The sequence below is a fragment of the Rhodococcus sp. TAF43 genome, assembly GCF_052113525.1.
GTDB lineage: Bacteria > Actinomycetota > Actinomycetes > Mycobacteriales > Mycobacteriaceae > Prescottella.
This window is the reverse complement of sequence record NZ_JBFRDL010000042.1, coordinates 1-16,232: the sequence shown is the minus strand read 5'-3', so window position 1 is coordinate 16,232 and position 16,232 is coordinate 1. Positions and strand designations below refer to the sequence as shown.

Genomic DNA, 16,232 nt, shown 5'->3' with positions numbered 1-16,232 from the left:
GACCACCACCGTTCGATCGGACGGATGCTTCAATACTGGTCGCAGGAACGACCGAACTCACCCGGCATCGCCGTCGAGGGCGTGGCCGAACGCACCTTTGCCGAGTGGTACCGGCGCAGCAGCCGGCTCGCCACCGGTTTCGCGGGTCTGCGGCCAGAGGGCATCGGAGGGCGCGGTGTCGGATTCGCCGGCAAGAATGCCGTGACCTGGGGCGAGGTGCTGGCCGCGGCCTCGCTGACGAGAGCCTTTGCGGTGCCGCTCAATTGGCGGCTGAGTCACCGGGAAATGCAAGAGATCGTCGCGGACGCGGGCCTGGATGCGATCGTGGTCGAGGCGGAATTCATGCCGCTGATGGGGCATCCGGTGCCCGAGGACGGCCGTCCCCGGCTCCTCGTCCCGGGCGCACCGCCCCAGGACTTCGAACGGTGGCTGGCGCAGTGTTCGGCGGATCCCGTAGAGCCGCAATCGGATCCGGATGACGTCGCGCTCGTTGTCTACACCTCGGGAACGTCGGGCCGCCCGAAGGGCGTGCAGTTGTCCAACCGGGCCATAGCTGCCAACCTCGCCTCCGGTCCACCGTGGCAGATCCACCCCGGGGACGTCGTGATGGTGCCGGCTCCGAACTTCCACATCTCCGGAACGGGATGGACCTTCTACTGTTTGGGGCTGGGTGCCGGCTCGCACCACGTCCTGGAAGTCCGCCCGGAGTTGGTGTTGCGCGTCCTCGCTGGTGGACGGGTCAACCACGCCCTGACCGTGCCGGCGGTTGTGCAGATGTTGGTCGGGCACGAGGACGCCCGGAAGTCGACGTACAAGGGGTTGCGCACCCTGATCTACGGAGGGTCGCCGATGTCGCCCACCGTCGCAGCGGTCGCGCAGGAGGTCTTCGACTGCGACCTGATGCAGGGCTACGGCATGACCGAAACCTGCGGGCCGATCACCACTCTCGACGCCGACGATCATCGCAGCGGAGGTGAGCGGCTGGCTTCGGCCGGCCGGCCCGTGTCCGGTGTCGAGATGGGCGTCTTCGACCCCGTCACCGGGGAACGCGCTCCGGTACGGACCACCGGTGAGGTCTGGACGCGCAGTGAGATGCTCCTGACGGGCTACCGCAACCAGCCGGACGAACTGGCCGCGGTGCTGCGCCCCGACGGCTGGTTCCGGACCGGTGACGCGGGCTACCTCGACGAGGACGGGTATCTGTTCCTCTGCGACCGGGTCAAGGACATGATCATCACAGGTGGTGAGAACGTGTATCCGGTGGAAGTGGAGAATGTGCTCATGTCCCATCCCGGCGTGCGCGACGCCGCCGTCATCGGCGTACCGCACGAGCGCTGGGGCGAGACCGTCAAGGCCGTGGTGGTGCAGTCCGGCGCCGTCACGGACGTGGACGAGCTGATCGCCTACTGCCGGGAGCGTCTGGCGCACTACAAGTGTCCGACCTCGGTCGACGTGGTGCCGGAACTTCCGCGCAACCCCAGCGGCAAGCTCCTCAAGCGTGAGCTGCGCAGGCCATTCTGGGAGGGGCGCGGGCGAGGGATCGCATGAGTGTTTTCGGAGGGATGGAGGGGGATGACTGTGGTTGCCCGGTATGAGGAGGTGGCGCGGTCACTGTCCCAGCGGATCGAGGACGGGTCCTACCCGGTGGGATCGAAGTTGCCGACCGAGGTGAATCTCGCCGACAGCTACGCCGTGTCACGAGCCACAGTCCGCTCGGCGTTGGATTCCCTGGAGCGTCTGGGCATGGTGTCGCGGCGGCGCAAGATCGGGACGCTTGTGGAGTCGGCGCAGCCCACCAGCGGATATACGCGCACCGTTACGAACATGAACGACCTGGTGCAGTACTCCGTCGAGACCAGGCGGCTGGTGTTGTCCCGGGACGAGGTGGTCGCCGACCAGGCCCTCGCCGACCGGATCGGCGGCCACGCCGGCGACGCGTGGACCCTGATCCGCATGCTGCGGCTCGGCGAGTTGGGTGAGGAACTCCCGGTGTGCCACACCGACGTGTACCTCGACCCCGAGGTCGCCGCTATCGTCGGGGACCGCCTCGAGCGTCCGGATGGTCTGATCAACGAGATCGTGGAGCGGTGTACCGGGCGGCTGACCGATCGTGTCGAGCAACGTATTCGCGCGTGCGCCCTGCCGAAGGGCCTTGCCGCGCAACTGAAGGCCGAGGCCGGTTCGCCGTGCCTCGAAATCACCCGCAGATATGTCGAGAGTTCGGGAGCAGTGGCCCAGGTGACCGTGTCGATCCACCCGGGCGATCGCTTCGATTTCAACGTGCCGATGCAGAGGCAGCGTTGAGAAGAGTCATGGAGGAAAAGTGAGGATCACCGAGATCCGCGAAATCGATGTGCCGCTGGTCGGGGCCATCTCGAACGCGGTAGTCAGCTTCGACCGGCACAAGGTCTCCCTTGTCGCTGTTTTCACCGACACCGTACGCAACGGGCGGCCGTTGGTGGGTGTCGCCTTCAACTCGATCGGACGGCACTCCCAGGGCGGCATCCTGCGTGAGCGGATGATCCCGCGGGTGCTCGAGGCGGACCCGGACACGCTCCTGTCGCCCGACACCGGGCTGCTGGATCCCGCCCGGGTCCTGCGGTGCGCGCTCACCGACGAGAAGCCCGGCGGCCACGGCGACCGCGCGGCGGCCGCCAGCGCGATCGAGCTGGCGGTCTGGGACCTGCTCGCCAAGTACCACGACGAACCGGCGTACCGAACAATCGCGCGTGCCTACGAGCGGACGCCGCTGGCGGCGGGGGCGCCGGTGTATGCGGCCGGTGGCTACTACCAGGACGTCGACGACCTGGGCCGACTGCGTAACGAGATCGCGGGTTACCTCGCGGCCGGATACCCGGCCGTCAAGATCAAGATCGGCGGTCTGCCGCTCGACGAGGACCTGCGCCGGATCGAAGCTGCCATCGAGGTCACCGGGAGCGGACAGCACCTGGCGGTCGACGCGAACGGCCGCTTCGACCGCAGGCAGGCCCTGGAATACGCCGAGGCGCTCGCGCCGTACGGCCTGCGCTGGTACGAGGAGGCGGTCGATCCKCTCGACTTTGCCCTGTACGGCGAACTCAGCGAGGCGTACGACGGCGTGATCGCGACCGGCGAGAACCTCTTCTCCACACAGGACGTCGGCAATCTCCTGCGCTTCGGTGGATTGCGGTCGGACCGCGACATCCTCCAGATGGATGCGGGTCTGAGCTACGGGCTGACCGAGTACGCGGCGATGATCGCGCTCATGGAACAGCACGGTTTCGACCGTACCGCCGCGATGCCGCACGGCGGGCACCTGGTGAATCTGCACATCGTCGTCGGGCTGGGTCTGGGTGGCTGCGAGGCCTATCCGGGTGTGTTTCAGCCGTTCGGCGGTTACAGCGCCGACTGTTCCCTGGCCGACGGTCTCATACGGCCCGCCGACCACCCCGGGTTCGGTCTGGAGGCGAAGGTGGGCTTGGCAGAGAAGGTTGCGGGGTTGGTGGCATGACGGTGCAACTGCGTATCGCTGTGGTGGGTTGCGGCGCGATGGGCTCGGTATACGCAGGCCGGCTGTCGGCCGCCGGCCACGACGTGCTGGTGGTGGACTCCTGGGCCGATCACGTCCATGCCATCGCAACCTCGGGCCTGCAGATCTCGGGTCCGGACGGGGAGCGGGTGGCATCGATCCGTGCATTCCCGACGACCCCACACGAGGTTGTCGACCTCGTCGTGTTGGCGGTGAAGGCCGCCGATGTCTCCAGCGCTGCAGCCACTCTCGGCGGGCTGATCGGCGCCGACACCGTTGTGCTCACGATTCAGAACGGCTTGGGCTCGGCCGATGAGGTCGCCCGGCACGTGGGGGCGGACCGGCTCGCGGTGGGCATCGCCAGCGGTTTCGGTGCGTCACTGGTCGCCCCCGGCCGGGTGCACCACAATGCGATGCGGGCGATGCGCTTCGGGGCCTACGCCGATCTCGCGTTCAGTGCTGTGGACCGGGTCGCCGAGGCCTGGCGAACGGCCGGCTTCGATGCCCGCGCGGTCGACGACATCGCCGCCATGCAGTGGGAGAAGCTGATCTGCAACGTCGCCTACAGCGCCCCGTGCGCGCTGACCGGACTCACGGTGGGGGAAGTCCTCGACCACGAGGAAATGGGCCCGGTGAGCCGGGCGGCCGCGACTGAGGCGTGGGAGATCGCCAAGGCCCGCGGAATTGCCGTCGACGTGGACGATCCGGTCGCGTTCGTGCGCGACTTCGGGGCCCAGATGCCCGCGGCGAAGCCGTCGGCGTTACTCGATCACGAGGCGGGGAGGGTCGGCGAGATCGCGGTGATCAACGGTGCCGTTCCCCGGGAGGCCGCCAAGGTGGGCCGCCTTGCTCCGGTCAATGCGACGCTGACCGCGCTCGTGCGGACCCGCGAGGCCGGCTTCGGGGGACGCCCGAACCGCTGATCCCGGTCCGCGCGGCCGGCTCAGAGGTCTCCGGGACCGCTGAGCCGGCCGCGTACCGCTGTCATCGCCGCCACCACGGGGGACACGAGGTGGGTCCGTGCCCCAGCACCCTGACGTCCCTCGAAGTTCCGGTTGGTCGTCGACGCCGAACGTTGCCCGGGGCCCAGCGCATCCGGATTCATGGCGGTGCACATCGAGCAACCGGCCGAGCGCCACTGGAACCCGGCCCGGGTGAAGATCCGGTCGAGCCCTTCGGCCTCGGCTGCGGTCGCGACGGCCTGCGAGCCCGGAACCACGAGGGCCCGGACGCCGGGAGCCACCGTGCGCCCGCTCAGCACCTGGGCCGCGGCGCGCAGGTCCTCGAGCCTGCCGTTGGTGCACGATCCGATGAACACCGTGTCGATTGCGATGTCGCGCACGGGGGTTCCCGGCTCGAGGTCCATGTATGCGAGGGCCCGCACCGCCACCTCGCGCTCGTCGGGATCGGCGTATTCGTCGGGGGACGGGACGACGCCGTCCAGCGACACCGAGTGGCTGGGGATGGTGCCCCAGGTGGCGGTCGGGGAGACGTCGGCGGCGGCCAGCACTCTGGTGCGGTCGAAGAGGGCGCCGTCGTCGGTGCGAAGGGTCCGCCAGTACGCGAGCGCCTCGTCCCACCGGGCGCCCTCTGGCGCGTGGCGGCGGCCACGCAGGTAGCCGAAGGTCACGTCGTCGGGCGCAACCATGCCGCCGCGTGCGCCGCATTCGATGGTCATGTTGCACAGCGTCATCCGCTGCTCCATGCCGAGCGACCGGACCGTGCTGCCCCGGTACTCGAGGACGGCCCCGGCGCCACCGTTGGGGCCGAGGCTGCGTACGACGTGCAGGGCGAGATCCTTGGCGCTCACACCCGGAGCGAGGTCTCCCTCGATGCACACCTGCATCGCCTCCGGGCGCTCCATCCAGAGCGTCTGCGTCGCCAGGACATGCTCCACCTGGCTCGTCCCGATCCCGAAAGCCAGCGCCCCGAAGGCGCCGTGGGTGGAGGTGTGCGAGTCGCCGCACACGATCGTCAGACCGGGCTGAGTCAGGCCCTGCTCGGGCCCGATGACGTGAACGATGCCGTTGCCGGACGAGCCCATCGGGTGGTGCGGCACCCCGAAGGCCGCGCAGTTGCGGCGGACCAGCTCGAGTTGCAGCCGGCTCAGTGGATCGGCGACGGGTGAACCGGGCCCGGTGGTCGGCACGTTGTGGTCCTCGGTCGCCATCGTCAGGTCCGGGCGGCGGACCTGCCTGCCGGCCGCCCGGAGCCCTTCGAAGGCTTGGGGGGAGGTCATCTCGTGCAGCAGGTGCAGGTCGACGTAGAGCAGGTCGGGGCCGTTGCTGCCACGGACGACGACGTGCTCGTCCCACAGCTTGGCGAACAGGGTGCGCGGTGCCACGGGCCGTCGTCGCAGTCGTCAGTCGGTGACGGCGACGGGCCTGCGGCGGTCCGCTTCGGTCCGGGGCGTGTGGGTGACGTCCTCCGGGCCGAATTCGCGCATCCAGCAGGCGAACTCGAGCAGGATGCCGTCGGGGTCCTGGAAGTAGAACGAGCGGACGTACACGCCATCGTGCATCCCGGTCGCCACCTGGGACGGACTGTCGTCGTGGTTCACGATCGGGCCGACCCGTACGCCCGCCTCCTTGAGCCTTTGGCGGTAGTCCTGAAACTTCTCCGGAGGGACGTCGAAGGCGATGTGATTGAGCGAGCTGACAGCGCTGGTCCATTCACCGAAGCCCGGCTTCTCGACAGGGGCCGAGATGCCGGGCACGCCGTCGGGCGCCTCGGCGAACCAGAAGAATGCGAGGGAGTTGCCGTTGCCGGCGTCGAAGAAGAAGTGCTGGCCGATGCCGTCGGGGAGGTCGACGGTCTTCACCAGGGGGAGGCCGAGGACGTTGCTGTAGAAGTCCACGGTGCGTTCCATGTCCGAGCAGACGAGCGCGACGTGGTTGAAGCCGCGGATCTCGAAGTTGGGTGTGCTCATAGGGCTTCCTTTCGAGGTGGTATCTGATTCTAACATCAGGTTCATATCTGATCAACGGTTGAAGCGCGGCGAGGGGGGCGGGTCGAAGAAGGTCGGGTAGAAAAGGCGGCAGACGATCTGAAGATTGCAAGGGAAGGGTGCACACATGGCTGATCCGGTGAAGGGTCGACCGACGCGGCGGGGTCGAGAGACGCTGGAAGCGATCGATGCCGCTGCGCGAAAGGTGATCGCGGAGAAGGGCTTCCTGAAGATGAGGGTGGCCGACATTCTCGCTGAGGCGGGGAGGTCGCCGGCGTCGTTCTACAACTATTACGACTCCAAGGAGGCGTTACTCGAGCGCTGGGCCCGTCGATTCCAGGACGAGGCACGCACGCGTGCACAGGCCGGCCGTCAGGTGGCCGGTCGCGAACCGCGGGAGCGTGTGGCTGCGTCCGCTCGGGCGCACTGGGAGACCTACCGGGAGTGGCTCGCGGAGATGGTGGGTGTCTTCCAACTCGCCATGGTCAACGACGATTTTGCTCAGGTCTGGGATGAGCTGTGTGCCGAGGCCATTGCCGGAATCACGGAGGAGGTCACTCGCGCGCAGCAGCGGGGTTACTGCCCGGGCGTCGATCCCCACCTCACCGCCACGGCAATCGTCGGGATGATGAACATGTTCAGCTACGAGAAGCTCGCGAACGGGCGCGCAGCCGACGTCGACGACGAGGCATGCATCGCGACACTGACCGAGATCTGGTACCGCGCCGTGTACTGGCGGCCGTGAGGGATGGACAGCGCCTCGACCCCGTGATACTAAATCTGAACTCAGATTTATAAACAAGGAGTCACAGTGGCTATCGAACGTACGTTTGTCGGACTGCCGAGCCTTGGTCTGCCCCGCTTCGGCGCCGGCGGACACCCGTGCCAGGGTCTGTACCACCACCTGGCGGGCACACGCCCGAAGACGGCGGTGATCGCGACGCACTACCAGATCGATTTCTCCGAGCACTACATGGCGGATTACCTGGCGAAACGGGGGATCGGCTTCCTCGGCTGGAACACCCGGTTCCGTGGCGACGAGCCTCATTTCATCCTCGACTACGCCCTGAGCGACATCGGGGTGGGTGTCCGCTGGCTCCGGGAGCAGGCCGGCGTGGAGAACGTCGTACTGCTCGGCAATTCCGGAGGCGGTTCGCTCATGGCCGCCTATCAGTCACAGGCGGTGGCACCGAAGTTGACCCCGCTGCCCGGAATGCGCTTGGCGTCCGGTGTCGAAGACTTGCCGGCCGGTGACGCCTACATCTCGACCGCTGCCCACCTGGGTCGGCCCGAGGTGCTCACTGCGTGGATGGATGGTTCGGTCACCGACGAGAGCGACCCACTGGCAACCGACGCGTCCCTCGACTTGTTCAATCCGGACAACGGGCCGGCATACAGTGCCGAGTTCGTCGAGCGCTACCGGGCCGCGCAGGTCGCCCGCAACCACCGCATCACCCGGTGGGTGAAGGACGAGCTCGAGCGGTTCACTGCCGCCGGCTACCACGACCGGCCGTTCTCGGTCGCCCGAACCTGGGCCGACCCGCGCATGGTCGATCCCACCATCGAGCCCACCGAACGCGAACCGAACCTCTGCTACTCCGGCGTTCCGGAGCGGGCCAACCGCTCTGTGTTCGGCATCGCCTCGGCGTGCACACTGCGGACGTGGCTGTCACTGTGGAGCCTCGAGGACTCCCAGACTCGGTCGCGTGCGCACCTACCCAACATCACCGTCCCCGCGCTGGTGGTGAACGCCATGGCCGATACGGGTGTGTTCCCCAGCGACGCAGCGGCGATCCTTGACCTGATCGGTGCGGAGGACAAGGAATTTCACGAGATCGTCGCCGATCACTACTTCCTCACCCCGGGTGCTCGTGACGAGCTCGCCGACCTGACCGCGGCCTGGATCGAGAAGCGTTTCGGAGTGTCGAAGTAGCTGCTGCGCCCGACCGTCAGAGCCCGACGCGCTCCCCGGCGTGCGCCGATCCCAGCCACGTGTGTGGGTTCCCATTCCAGCACCAGCCCAGCTTCGGCTTGCGGTCGCTGATCCACAGCGCCGGCACGCGCTTGTCGCCGCAGCGTGACGCCAGCAGCGAGAAGCACTTGTTCTTCCGCAGCATGTCGGGGCGCGCGGTGACGAGCGCGATGCCCTCGTCGATGGTCAGCGGGCYGCGGCCGTCGCCGGTGATCTTCACGAGCGCGTCCTGGGGCGTGACGTTCAGGAACTCGGTGCCGGTGTCGATGTCGAACAGGAGGTAGCCCGGACCGTCGGGGACATCGATGCCCTCGATCGGACGGAACGTGGTGAGCTCGCCGGCCTCGAGAACAGTGAATCCCTGCTGCTTGCCGAGTGCCGCGCGGGCGATCGTCTCCTCGCGGGGAAGCCCGGTCGGGACGAGCACGAACGGGATGTGGTCCTCGCCGCGCTCGACATCGGCATCCGGGCGGGCGGCGACGACGTCACGCAGCGGGGCCAGCCCGTCACGGAACGCGGATTCGGACCTTCCGGCCAGGGCCGGATATCCGAGTCGGACGAGCTGGTCGAGTTGACGGTCGAATTCGGCGAGGGCATCGGACATGGGTCATCCTTTCGACGGCAGTGGATGGTCCAACGCGCGGGCGGCGGCATTGGTTCCCCGATCGGCAGGGAAAGCTGCCATACTCCGGCCAGGGTCGCCGCGCCGGACGCGGCGGGTTCGAAAGTGGTGAGTGTGATGGCCGCTCCGGCTGCAGTCGACGGACTCGGGTCACCGGCGGGATCGCCGCCCCGGGCCGGGGTCCTGGACATCTTTCTTCTGGCACTGAATATCCCTGGCCTCCAGGATATTTCGGTCGCCGACTCGGTGCGCGATCCCGGCCGCCGAGGCGCGTTCGCGCCGTTCCTGCCCGCGTCGAACATCGAGTCGGGAAGCACGCTGCCGGTGCACCCGTCCGCGGCGCGGGTGACGCTCGACCGCACCGGCCGGGAGGTCGTGCTCGCAACGGATTCGGGTGCGATCCACGTCGGCGCCGAGGCGACCTGCCTGTCGCTGTGGATCGTGCCCGGCCACGGTGCCGTGCTCGCGTGCGAGGCGTTGGCGACCGGTCCGGGCGGGGACCTCGTCGACTGGCGTGCCGGTGAGATCGACCAGGTCCTCGCGCGGTTCCTCGCGCAGTTCGGGCTCACCGTCGATGCCCGGCTGCGCGACGTCTTCCCGGACCTCGATAGCGCCGACCTCGATACTGCCCTGTCGAATCTTCGGCTGCCCGACCTCGTCGCCGGTGCGGGTCACGAGCGTGCCTCGGCGGCCCTGGCTATCGAGGTGACCGGCGACGGCGGTGACCGGGTCCGCCGGCGGGTCGACGGCCGCGGCACCGACGCGGCGGGGTGGAGTTGGGAGTCGATCGCGCTGGTGGAGCGCCCGGTGCGGGCGGGTGCGGCCATCGCCGTCCGCGAGGACGCCGGGGCGATCGTGTTCGACCTCGACGCGACCGCCGGCGACCACGACCACGACGTGTTCGGCGTGGGCGAGATGGTGCGCGCCCTCGTGCCGTGGGTCGCCGTCCGGGCCCGCCACGCCGGGGACTACCGGCTGGTGCTCGACCACCTGCGTGACCACGACGCGCTCGAGGACGGTCGACTGCTGGCCGCGCTCGACGACCTCGCCGGGGTGCAGGCGCGGCGCATGGAACGCGTCCTGCTGGCGACCGAGGCGCGGCACGACGGTGCGTCACTACCCCGGATGTCGCACGCGCAGTTGCGGACGGTGCTGGTGCGACGGTTGTCGGCGGAGATGACGGCCCTCGATGCCGAACTCGGTGAGGCGACCCGGGTGATCGAGCGCGCGTTGCTGCGCAGTGCCGAACGGCGCGGGAGCCGGCACTCGCGGATCGCCCAGGCATGGTCGGTCGCCGCCGGCGCCATCGCGGTGGTGGCGGTGTTCGCCGCGCTGGCCGCGGTGCCGGCGGTGGACCAGCCGACGCTGTTCGGGCACTGGATCGAGGCCCTGGCGGCGACGATCGCGATCACCGCCGGTGTCGTCGCGATCGCGATCCTCTGGCGGCGCCCGTCCTGACCGGTCCCGGCAGACGGCATGTACCGCGTTCGGCCGGATGGCAGGATCGGGGCATGGCACTCACGCTGAATCTTGTCGGTGACCCGGACGCGGACGCCCTGTTGGCGTCGGACCCGCTCGCGCTGCTGATCGGGATGCTGCTCGATCAGCAGGTGCCGATGGAGACGGCGTTCGCGGGACCGAAGAAGCTCGACGACCGGCTCGGCGGCCTGGACGTCCACAAGATCGCGGAGATGAGCCCGGACGACTTCATCGCGGTGTGTGCGCAGCCGCCCGCGGTGCACCGGTTCCCCAAGTCGATGGGGGAGCGCATCCAGTCGCTGTGCGGCGACATCGTGGAGCACTACGACGGCGACACTGCCGCGATCTGGACGTCGGGCGACCCGGACGGCAAGGAAGTGCTGAAGCGGCTCAAGGCGCTTCCCGGGTACGGCGACCAGAAGGCGCGGATCTTCCTGGCGCTCTTGGGTAAGCAGATCGGTGTCGAGCCGAAGGGCTGGCGCGAGGCCGCCGGATCGTACGGCGACGAGGGCGCGCGCCGCTCGATCGCCGACGTCGTCGACCGGCAGACGCTCCTCGAGGTGCGCGAGTTCAAGCAGGCCGCCAAGGCCGCGGCGAAGGCGGCGAAGGGGAAGTAGGGACTCCTGGATGAACGATGACGGGTCGCTGCTGTGCGGGCGATGGGCGGAAGCCCCTCCTGCCGGCGCGCGGCGTCGACTTCACCCAGGCCCGGCGCGGCAGATCTCGGTCACCACGGGGAAGACGAAGCTGAGCCCCTTGGACTACACGCGAGAGCGCCTCGAAATGTTCCCCGACGCAACGGAGATCGCCGAGAACATCGCACTCATCGAGGGCAACGGGCAGTAGCGGCGGCTCCACCCCGCATCGAATCGGCAAGACGGCATTGCAGGATGGATTCCATGGCACACGTGCAACGTTTCGACCACGTCGGCATCACCGTCGCGGACCTCGACGCGGCAACCGCGTTCTTCGTCGGACTCGGTCTCGAGGTGGAGGGCACCGGGTCCGTGGAGGGTGAGTTCGTCGAGACCGTGTGCGGCATCCCCGGTGCGCACTGCAACATCGTGATGCTGCGGCCGCCCGGCGGCGGGTCCCGGCTGGAACTCTCGGCCTTCGTCACGCCCGATCACGTGCCGGGATCGCCGACAGCGATGGCCAACGAGCTCGGGCTGCGCAACGTGTCCTTCGAGGTCGGCGATCTTCAGGCGGCCGTCGACGCGGTGGCTGCGGACGGGTACGGGCTCGTCGGTGGCATCGGCGAGTACGAGAACAGCGTGCGCATGGCTTACGTGCGTGGGCCCGAAGGGATCATCGTGTCCCTGTTCGAGCAGATCGGCTGACGCGCGAGTCCGATCATCGTGATTCCGGGGCAACCAGATTCAGCCGGGCGGCGCGAAGAACTCGAGCGCGATGTTGTCGGGGTCGCGGAAGGACAGCCCGGAACCGTAGGCGGCGGTCTTGATGCCGCCGTGCGCGATGCCGAGCTCGTCGAGACGATCCCGCCAGAATTCGAGTTCGCCGGTGGTGCAGGCGAATGCGACGTGGTCGAGGCCGATCCGTCGTTCGTCGAACTCTGCGTCCGGGCGCTCGCCTGTGTGGGTGTGCAGGCCGAACATGGTCCCGCCGCCGAGCACGAAGACGGCGTGATGGAAGGCCCCGGATTCCTCGTCCTCGTCGAGCACCGGCGGCGACCCGAACAGGCGCGTGTACCACTCGGTGCTGACGGCCATGTCGGACACCGTGACCGCGATGTGGGTTAGAGCTGGGAACGGCGCCACAACGCACCTCTTCCTCCGGAACGGCGATACAGACCACGGTAGCGTCGTTCGCCGCTCCGGAGGGAGGGATTGGATCCGTCAGACCCCGTCGGTTTCCGGTTCCGGACGCTGCCGCGGGCGCTCGTGCTCGCGGGAGAACAAACCCGGCTGAGTGCCGTGCGCGAGCACGGCGTGCTCGTACGCCGACTCGGCGTGCAGCGCCAGGTCGATGCCCGACGTCTCCTGTTCGGCGGTGACGCGGAACCCGACGAGCCGGTCGATGAGCTTGCCGAGGCCATACGTGACACCGAACGCGTACAGGCCGACGACGGCGACCGCCAGCGCCTGCTTGCCGAGCTGCGCGAGCCCGCCGCCGTACAGCAGACCCTCCACGCCGCCGGTCATGACCTCCGCGGCCAGCAGTCCGATGAGCAGCGTGCCGATGATGCCGCCGACCAGGTGCACGCCGACGACGTCGAGCGCGTCGTCGTAGCCGAAGCGGAACTTCCAGCCCACCGCGAACGAGCACACGGAGCCGGCGACGAGGCCGATCACGGCCGCGCCGACCATGCCGACCCAGCCGCACGACGGGGTGATCGCGACCAGGCCGGCGACGACGCCCGACGCCGCGCCGAACGTGGTGGGGTGCCCGTCGCGCTTCTGCTCGACGAACAGCCAGCCCAGCAGGCCCGTGCAGCCGGCGACCAGGGTGTTGAGGAAGACCGCGGCGGCGGTGCCGTCGGCGGCCATCGCGGAGCCGGCGTTGAACCCGAACCAGCCGAACCACAGCAGGCCGACACCGAGCAGCACGAGCGGCAGGTTGTGCGGGCGCATCGGCTCGCTGCGGAACCCGATCCGCGGGCCGAGAACCAGCGCCAGGGCCAGTGCCGACGCGCCGGAGACGATCTCGACCACCAGGCCGCCGGCGTAGTCGAGGGCGCCGAGCTTCGAGATCCAGCCGTCCGGTCCCCACACCCAGTGCGCGACGGGGACGTAGACGAGCAGCGCCCACACCGGCACGAAGAACATCCACGACGAGAACTTGGCGCGGTCCGCGATCGCGCCGCTRATCAGCGCGGCGGTGAGGATCGCGAACGTCAGCTGGAACGTCGCGAACAGGAACTCGGGAACCTGACCGTGCACGGTGTCGGGGGTGATGCCCGCCATGCCGAAGTGTTCGAGGCCGCCGATCAGGCCGCCGCCCACGTCGTCGCCGAACGCGAGGCTGTACCCGACGAACAGCCACACCACGGTGACCAGGGCGATCGAGACGAAACTCATCATGATCATGTTGAGGACGCCCTTGGAGCGGACCATGCCGCCGTAGAACAGGGCCAGGCCTGGCGTCATGAGCAGCACGAGGGCGGTGCTCACCAGCAGCCAGGCGGTGGTGCCGGCATCGATTGTTTCGGGCATGTCAGTTTCTCCTCACCGTCGCGGGGCGACCGCACGCGAGAAACGACGATCGTCGCCTCCGGTTTCACCGGCGCTGCCGCGCTGTTGCGAGCGTGTTTCGGAAATCTCTCGCCGATTCGCGGGCCGGACGGCACCCGGGTGCGGTCCTGCGGCGCACTGTCGGGACGCGCCGGTAGTCTTTCGCCGTGGCCCTGTACCGGAAATATCGACCAGCTTCGTTCGCGGAGGTGGTGGGTCAGGAGCACGTCACCGAGCCCCTGAGCACCGCACTCGACGCTGGACGCATCAACCACGCCTACCTGTTCTCGGGTCCGCGCGGCTGCGGCAAGACGTCGTCGGCCCGCATCCTGGCGCGCTCGCTCAACTGCGTGCAGGGGCCCACGTCGACGCCGTGCGGTGAGTGCTCGTCGTGTGTCGCCCTCGGCCCGGGCGGGCCAGGCAATCTCGACGTCATCGAGCTCGACGCGGCCAGCCACGGCGGTGTCGAGGACACCCGTGAGCTGCGCGACCGCGCGTTCTACGCGCCCGCCGAGTCGCGGTACCGGGTGTTCATCGTCGACGAGGCGCACATGGTCACCACCGCGGGCTTCAACGCGCTGCTCAAGATCGTCGAGGAGCCGCCGGAGCACCTCATCTTCATCTTCGCCACCACCGAGCCCGAGAAGGTGCTGCCGACCATCCGGTCGCGCACCCACCACTACCCGTTCCGGCTGCTGGCGCCGTCCACCATGCGCGGGCTCCTCGAGAAGATCTGCGCGCAGGAACACGTGCCGGTCGAGGACGCGGTGTACCCACTGGTCATCCGTGCCGGCGGCGGCTCGCCGCGCGACTCGCTGAGCGTGCTCGACCAACTCCTCGCCGGTGCCGGGGGGGAGGGCGTCCGGTATGCGCGGGCGCTCGCCCTGCTCGGCGTCACCGATGTTGCGCTCATCGACGAAGCCGTGGACGCGCTGGCCGCGAACGACGGCGCCGCACTGTTCGGCACCGTCGACAAGGTGATGGACGCCGGGCACGACCCGCGCCGTTTCGCCGTCGACCTGCTCGAGCGGCTGCGCGACCTGATCCTCATGCGCGCCGTGCCCGACGCCGCCGAACGCGGGCTGGTCGACGCCCCCGGCGACGTCCTCGACCGCATGCGCGAGGAAGCCGAACGCATCGGTCCCGCGACGCTCGCCCGCTACGCCGAACTGGTGCACGACGGCCTCGGCGAGATGCGCGGTGCCACGGCACCACGCCTGCTGCTCGAGGTGATGTGCGCCCGAATGCTGCTGCCGTCCGCCACGGACGCGGAATCGGCTGTGCTGCAACGCCTCGAGCGGATCGAGCAGGGAGTGGTGATCCCCGCCGCCGGTTCCGCCGCGGCGCCCGCCCCGGCCGCCGCGCCGCGTCCGGTCGCTGTCGAGCCGCCGCCGTCGCCGGGTCCCGTCTACCAGCGTCCGTCGCAGCGCCGCGAGGCCGACGCCGCGCCGGCCCCCGAGCCGCAGCGGCAGCCGGAACCGCCCCGCGAACCCGAGCCCGTGCGTCAGCCGGAGCCTGTCGCGGCGCAGCCCCTCGCCGAGCCGCGTCAGCCGGAGCCGGAACCCGTACACGAGCCGGAACCCGTGCGCCGGCCCGAGTCGGTTGTCGAACCCGTCGTCGCCGTCGCGCCCGTGCCCGAGCCCGCAGCGCCTGCGCCGGTCCCGGAACCTGCTCCGGTGCAAGCGGAGTCGTCGGATCGCCCGGACGTCGCCGGGGTTCGTGCGGTGTGGTCCGAGGTGCGTGCCAAGGTGCGCGACCGCAGTCGCACGGTCGAGGTGATGCTGTCCGGCGCCACGGTCCGGTCGGTGGACGGTCCGCGTCTGGTGCTCAGCCACGACTCGGCCCCGCTGGCCAAGCGCCTGGTCGAGCCTCGCAACACCGACGTGATCGGTGCCGCGATGCGCGATGTGTTCGGCGGCGACTGGGAGGTCACGTGCGAGCACGGCACCGCGCCGCCGGCGCAGACGGCTCCGTCCCGGTCGGCGCCGCAGGCGAAAGCTCCTGCCGCACCGCGTTTCTCCCGGCCCAGTCAGGGCAGGGCTGCCGTGGCGCCCCCTCCGTCGGCACCCCGGTCGTCCTCGTCTGACCTCGACGACATCCCACCGCCCGAGGCTCCGGACTACCCGGACGACCCCGGGCCGCCGCCCGTCGACTACGAGGCCACCCCTCCTCCCACCACCCCCGAGGATGAGGAAGAGATGATGGCCGAGGCGGCCGTGCCGGTGGATCAGGCGAGCCGTCGCGACCCGGACGAGGTCGCCGCGGAGTTCCTCGGCGAGATCCTCGGCGCGCGCAAGATCGACGGTTAGGTGTACCTGGCCATCAGGTTGGTTGCAGTCGGCTGATCGGTGGGAGTCCTCCGAGTGCGCTGTGGCGTCGTCGAGTGTTGTAGTACTCGAGCCAGGGTGCAAGTGCGTCGGCGCGTTCGCTGTTGCTGGTGAAGACCTGACGGTAGGAGCCAGGGTGCAAGTGCGTCGGCGCGTTCGCTGTTGCTGGTGAAGACCTGACGGTAG

The 16,232-nt window shown here is 69.2% G+C and carries 17 protein-coding genes; 11 read left to right on the top strand and 6 right to left on the bottom strand.

Annotated elements, in window-relative coordinates:
• Window positions 1-24: 24 nt before the first annotated feature.
• Genes AB4Z09_RS21415 through AB4Z09_RS21400 form a run of 4 tightly spaced genes read left to right on the top strand, consistent with a single transcriptional unit; the run spans window position 25 to window position 4,431 of the window.
• On the top strand, window positions 25-1,548 hold the full coding sequence (locus AB4Z09_RS21415; protein ID WP_442240622.1) for an AMP-binding protein: 1,524 nt from the start codon (window positions 25-27) through the stop codon (window positions 1,546-1,548).
• Between the two features lie 24 nt (window positions 1,549-1,572).
• Window positions 1,573-2,304 carry a GntR family transcriptional regulator gene (locus tag AB4Z09_RS21410; RefSeq protein ID WP_174907696.1) on the top strand — a complete coding sequence of 244 codons (732 nt, stop codon included), beginning with the start codon at window positions 1,573-1,575 and terminating at the stop codon, window positions 2,302-2,304.
• A gap of 19 nt (window positions 2,305-2,323) precedes the next feature.
• On the top strand, window positions 2,324-3,490 hold the full coding sequence (locus AB4Z09_RS21405) for an enolase C-terminal domain-like protein (RefSeq protein ID WP_174907697.1): 1,167 nt from the start codon (window positions 2,324-2,326) through the stop codon (window positions 3,488-3,490).
• A gap of 8 nt (window positions 3,491-3,498) precedes the next feature.
• Entirely contained in the window at window positions 3,499-4,431 is a 933-nt protein-coding gene (locus AB4Z09_RS21400) for a ketopantoate reductase family protein (RefSeq protein ID WP_174914357.1), read from the top strand.
• A 20-nt stretch (window positions 4,432-4,451) separates the two neighbouring features.
• On the opposite strand, the gene leuC is transcribed toward AB4Z09_RS21400, so the two are convergent.
• Window positions 4,452-5,852 (bottom strand): 3-isopropylmalate dehydratase large subunit, encoded by a 1,401-nt coding sequence (gene leuC, locus AB4Z09_RS21395; RefSeq protein WP_217487173.1) that lies wholly within the window; start codon window positions 5,850-5,852, stop codon window positions 4,452-4,454.
• An 18-nt stretch (window positions 5,853-5,870) separates the two neighbouring features.
• Window positions 5,871-6,437, bottom strand: coding sequence for a VOC family protein (locus AB4Z09_RS21390; protein WP_174907698.1), 567 nt, complete (start codon window positions 6,435-6,437; stop codon window positions 5,871-5,873).
• Between the two features lie 145 nt (window positions 6,438-6,582).
• On the opposite strand from AB4Z09_RS21390, the gene AB4Z09_RS21385 reads away from it, so the two are divergent.
• Both AB4Z09_RS21385 and AB4Z09_RS21380 read left to right on the top strand, forming a co-directional pair.
• A complete protein-coding gene (locus AB4Z09_RS21385) occupies window positions 6,583-7,200 on the top strand; it encodes a TetR/AcrR family transcriptional regulator (RefSeq protein WP_442240621.1) in 618 nt (205 codons plus the stop codon).
• Window positions 7,201-7,266: 66 nt separating this feature from the next.
• The gene (locus AB4Z09_RS21380; RefSeq protein ID WP_174907700.1) at window positions 7,267-8,388 is read left to right on the top strand and encodes an alpha/beta hydrolase; all 1,122 of its coding nucleotides are present in this window, start codon (window positions 7,267-7,269) and stop codon (window positions 8,386-8,388) included.
• A gap of 16 nt (window positions 8,389-8,404) precedes the next feature.
• Here the strand turns inward: AB4Z09_RS21380 and AB4Z09_RS21375 are convergent, their stop codons facing one another.
• Window positions 8,405-9,031: a DUF5701 family protein gene (locus tag AB4Z09_RS21375; RefSeq protein WP_442240620.1), complete on the bottom strand. Its 627-nt coding sequence runs from the start codon at window positions 9,029-9,031 to the stop codon at window positions 8,405-8,407.
• 135 nt (window positions 9,032-9,166) lie between these two features.
• On the opposite strand from AB4Z09_RS21375, the gene AB4Z09_RS21370 reads away from it, so the two are divergent.
• The 4 genes from AB4Z09_RS21370 to AB4Z09_RS21355 are packed head-to-tail and all read left to right on the top strand — an operon-like array spanning window position 9,167 to window position 11,868.
• The gene (locus AB4Z09_RS21370; RefSeq protein ID WP_442240619.1) at window positions 9,167-10,507 is read left to right on the top strand and encodes a hypothetical protein; all 1,341 of its coding nucleotides are present in this window, start codon (window positions 9,167-9,169) and stop codon (window positions 10,505-10,507) included.
• Between the two features lie 53 nt (window positions 10,508-10,560).
• Window positions 10,561-11,145 carry an HhH-GPD-type base excision DNA repair protein gene (locus AB4Z09_RS21365; RefSeq protein WP_174907702.1) on the top strand — a complete coding sequence of 195 codons (585 nt, stop codon included), beginning with the start codon at window positions 10,561-10,563 and terminating at the stop codon, window positions 11,143-11,145.
• Window positions 11,146-11,155: 10 nt separating this feature from the next.
• Complete coding sequence (locus AB4Z09_RS21360; protein WP_174907703.1) at window positions 11,156-11,374, top strand: hypothetical protein; 219 nt, start codon at window positions 11,156-11,158, stop codon at window positions 11,372-11,374.
• A 53-nt stretch (window positions 11,375-11,427) separates the two neighbouring features.
• Window positions 11,428-11,868 carry a VOC family protein gene (locus AB4Z09_RS21355; protein ID WP_114721417.1) on the top strand — a complete coding sequence of 147 codons (441 nt, stop codon included), beginning with the start codon at window positions 11,428-11,430 and terminating at the stop codon, window positions 11,866-11,868.
• Between the two features lie 39 nt (window positions 11,869-11,907).
• On the opposite strand, the gene AB4Z09_RS21350 is transcribed toward AB4Z09_RS21355, so the two are convergent.
• Window positions 11,908-12,306 (bottom strand): VOC family protein, encoded by a 399-nt coding sequence (locus AB4Z09_RS21350; RefSeq protein WP_174907705.1) that lies wholly within the window; start codon window positions 12,304-12,306, stop codon window positions 11,908-11,910.
• A 78-nt stretch (window positions 12,307-12,384) separates the two neighbouring features.
• Window positions 12,385-13,701 (bottom strand): ammonium transporter, encoded by a 1,317-nt coding sequence (locus AB4Z09_RS21345; RefSeq protein ID WP_114721302.1) that lies wholly within the window; start codon window positions 13,699-13,701, stop codon window positions 12,385-12,387.
• A gap of 185 nt (window positions 13,702-13,886) precedes the next feature.
• On the opposite strand from AB4Z09_RS21345, the gene AB4Z09_RS21340 reads away from it, so the two are divergent.
• A complete protein-coding gene (locus AB4Z09_RS21340) occupies window positions 13,887-16,028 on the top strand; it encodes a DNA polymerase III subunits gamma/tau (RefSeq protein ID WP_442240618.1) in 2,142 nt (713 codons plus the stop codon).
• A 13-nt stretch (window positions 16,029-16,041) separates the two neighbouring features.
• Here AB4Z09_RS21340 and AB4Z09_RS21335 read toward each other — a convergent pair.
• On the bottom strand, window positions 16,042-16,232 hold a 191-nt coding region (locus AB4Z09_RS21335; protein ID WP_442240617.1), incomplete at its 5' end, for an integrase core domain-containing protein.

Coding starts and splice junctions, on each gene's coding strand:
- AB4Z09_RS21415 (WP_442240622.1), top strand. CDS start 25: ATGCTTCAATACTGGTCGCAGGAACGACCGAACTCACCCGGCATCGCC.
- AB4Z09_RS21410 (WP_174907696.1), top strand. CDS start 1,573: ATGACTGTGGTTGCCCGGTATGAGGAGGTGGCGCGGTCACTGTCCCAG.
- AB4Z09_RS21390 (WP_174907698.1), bottom strand. CDS start 6,437: ATGAGCACACCCAACTTCGAGATCCGCGGCTTCAACCACGTCGCGCTC.
- AB4Z09_RS21385 (WP_442240621.1), top strand. CDS start 6,583: ATGGCTGATCCGGTGAAGGGTCGACCGACGCGGCGGGGTCGAGAGACG.
- AB4Z09_RS21370 (WP_442240619.1), top strand. CDS start 9,167: ATGGCCGCTCCGGCTGCAGTCGACGGACTCGGGTCACCGGCGGGATCG.
- AB4Z09_RS21365 (WP_174907702.1), top strand. CDS start 10,561: ATGGCACTCACGCTGAATCTTGTCGGTGACCCGGACGCGGACGCCCTG.
- AB4Z09_RS21360 (WP_174907703.1), top strand. CDS start 11,156: ATGAACGATGACGGGTCGCTGCTGTGCGGGCGATGGGCGGAAGCCCCT.
- AB4Z09_RS21355 (WP_114721417.1), top strand. CDS start 11,428: ATGGCACACGTGCAACGTTTCGACCACGTCGGCATCACCGTCGCGGAC.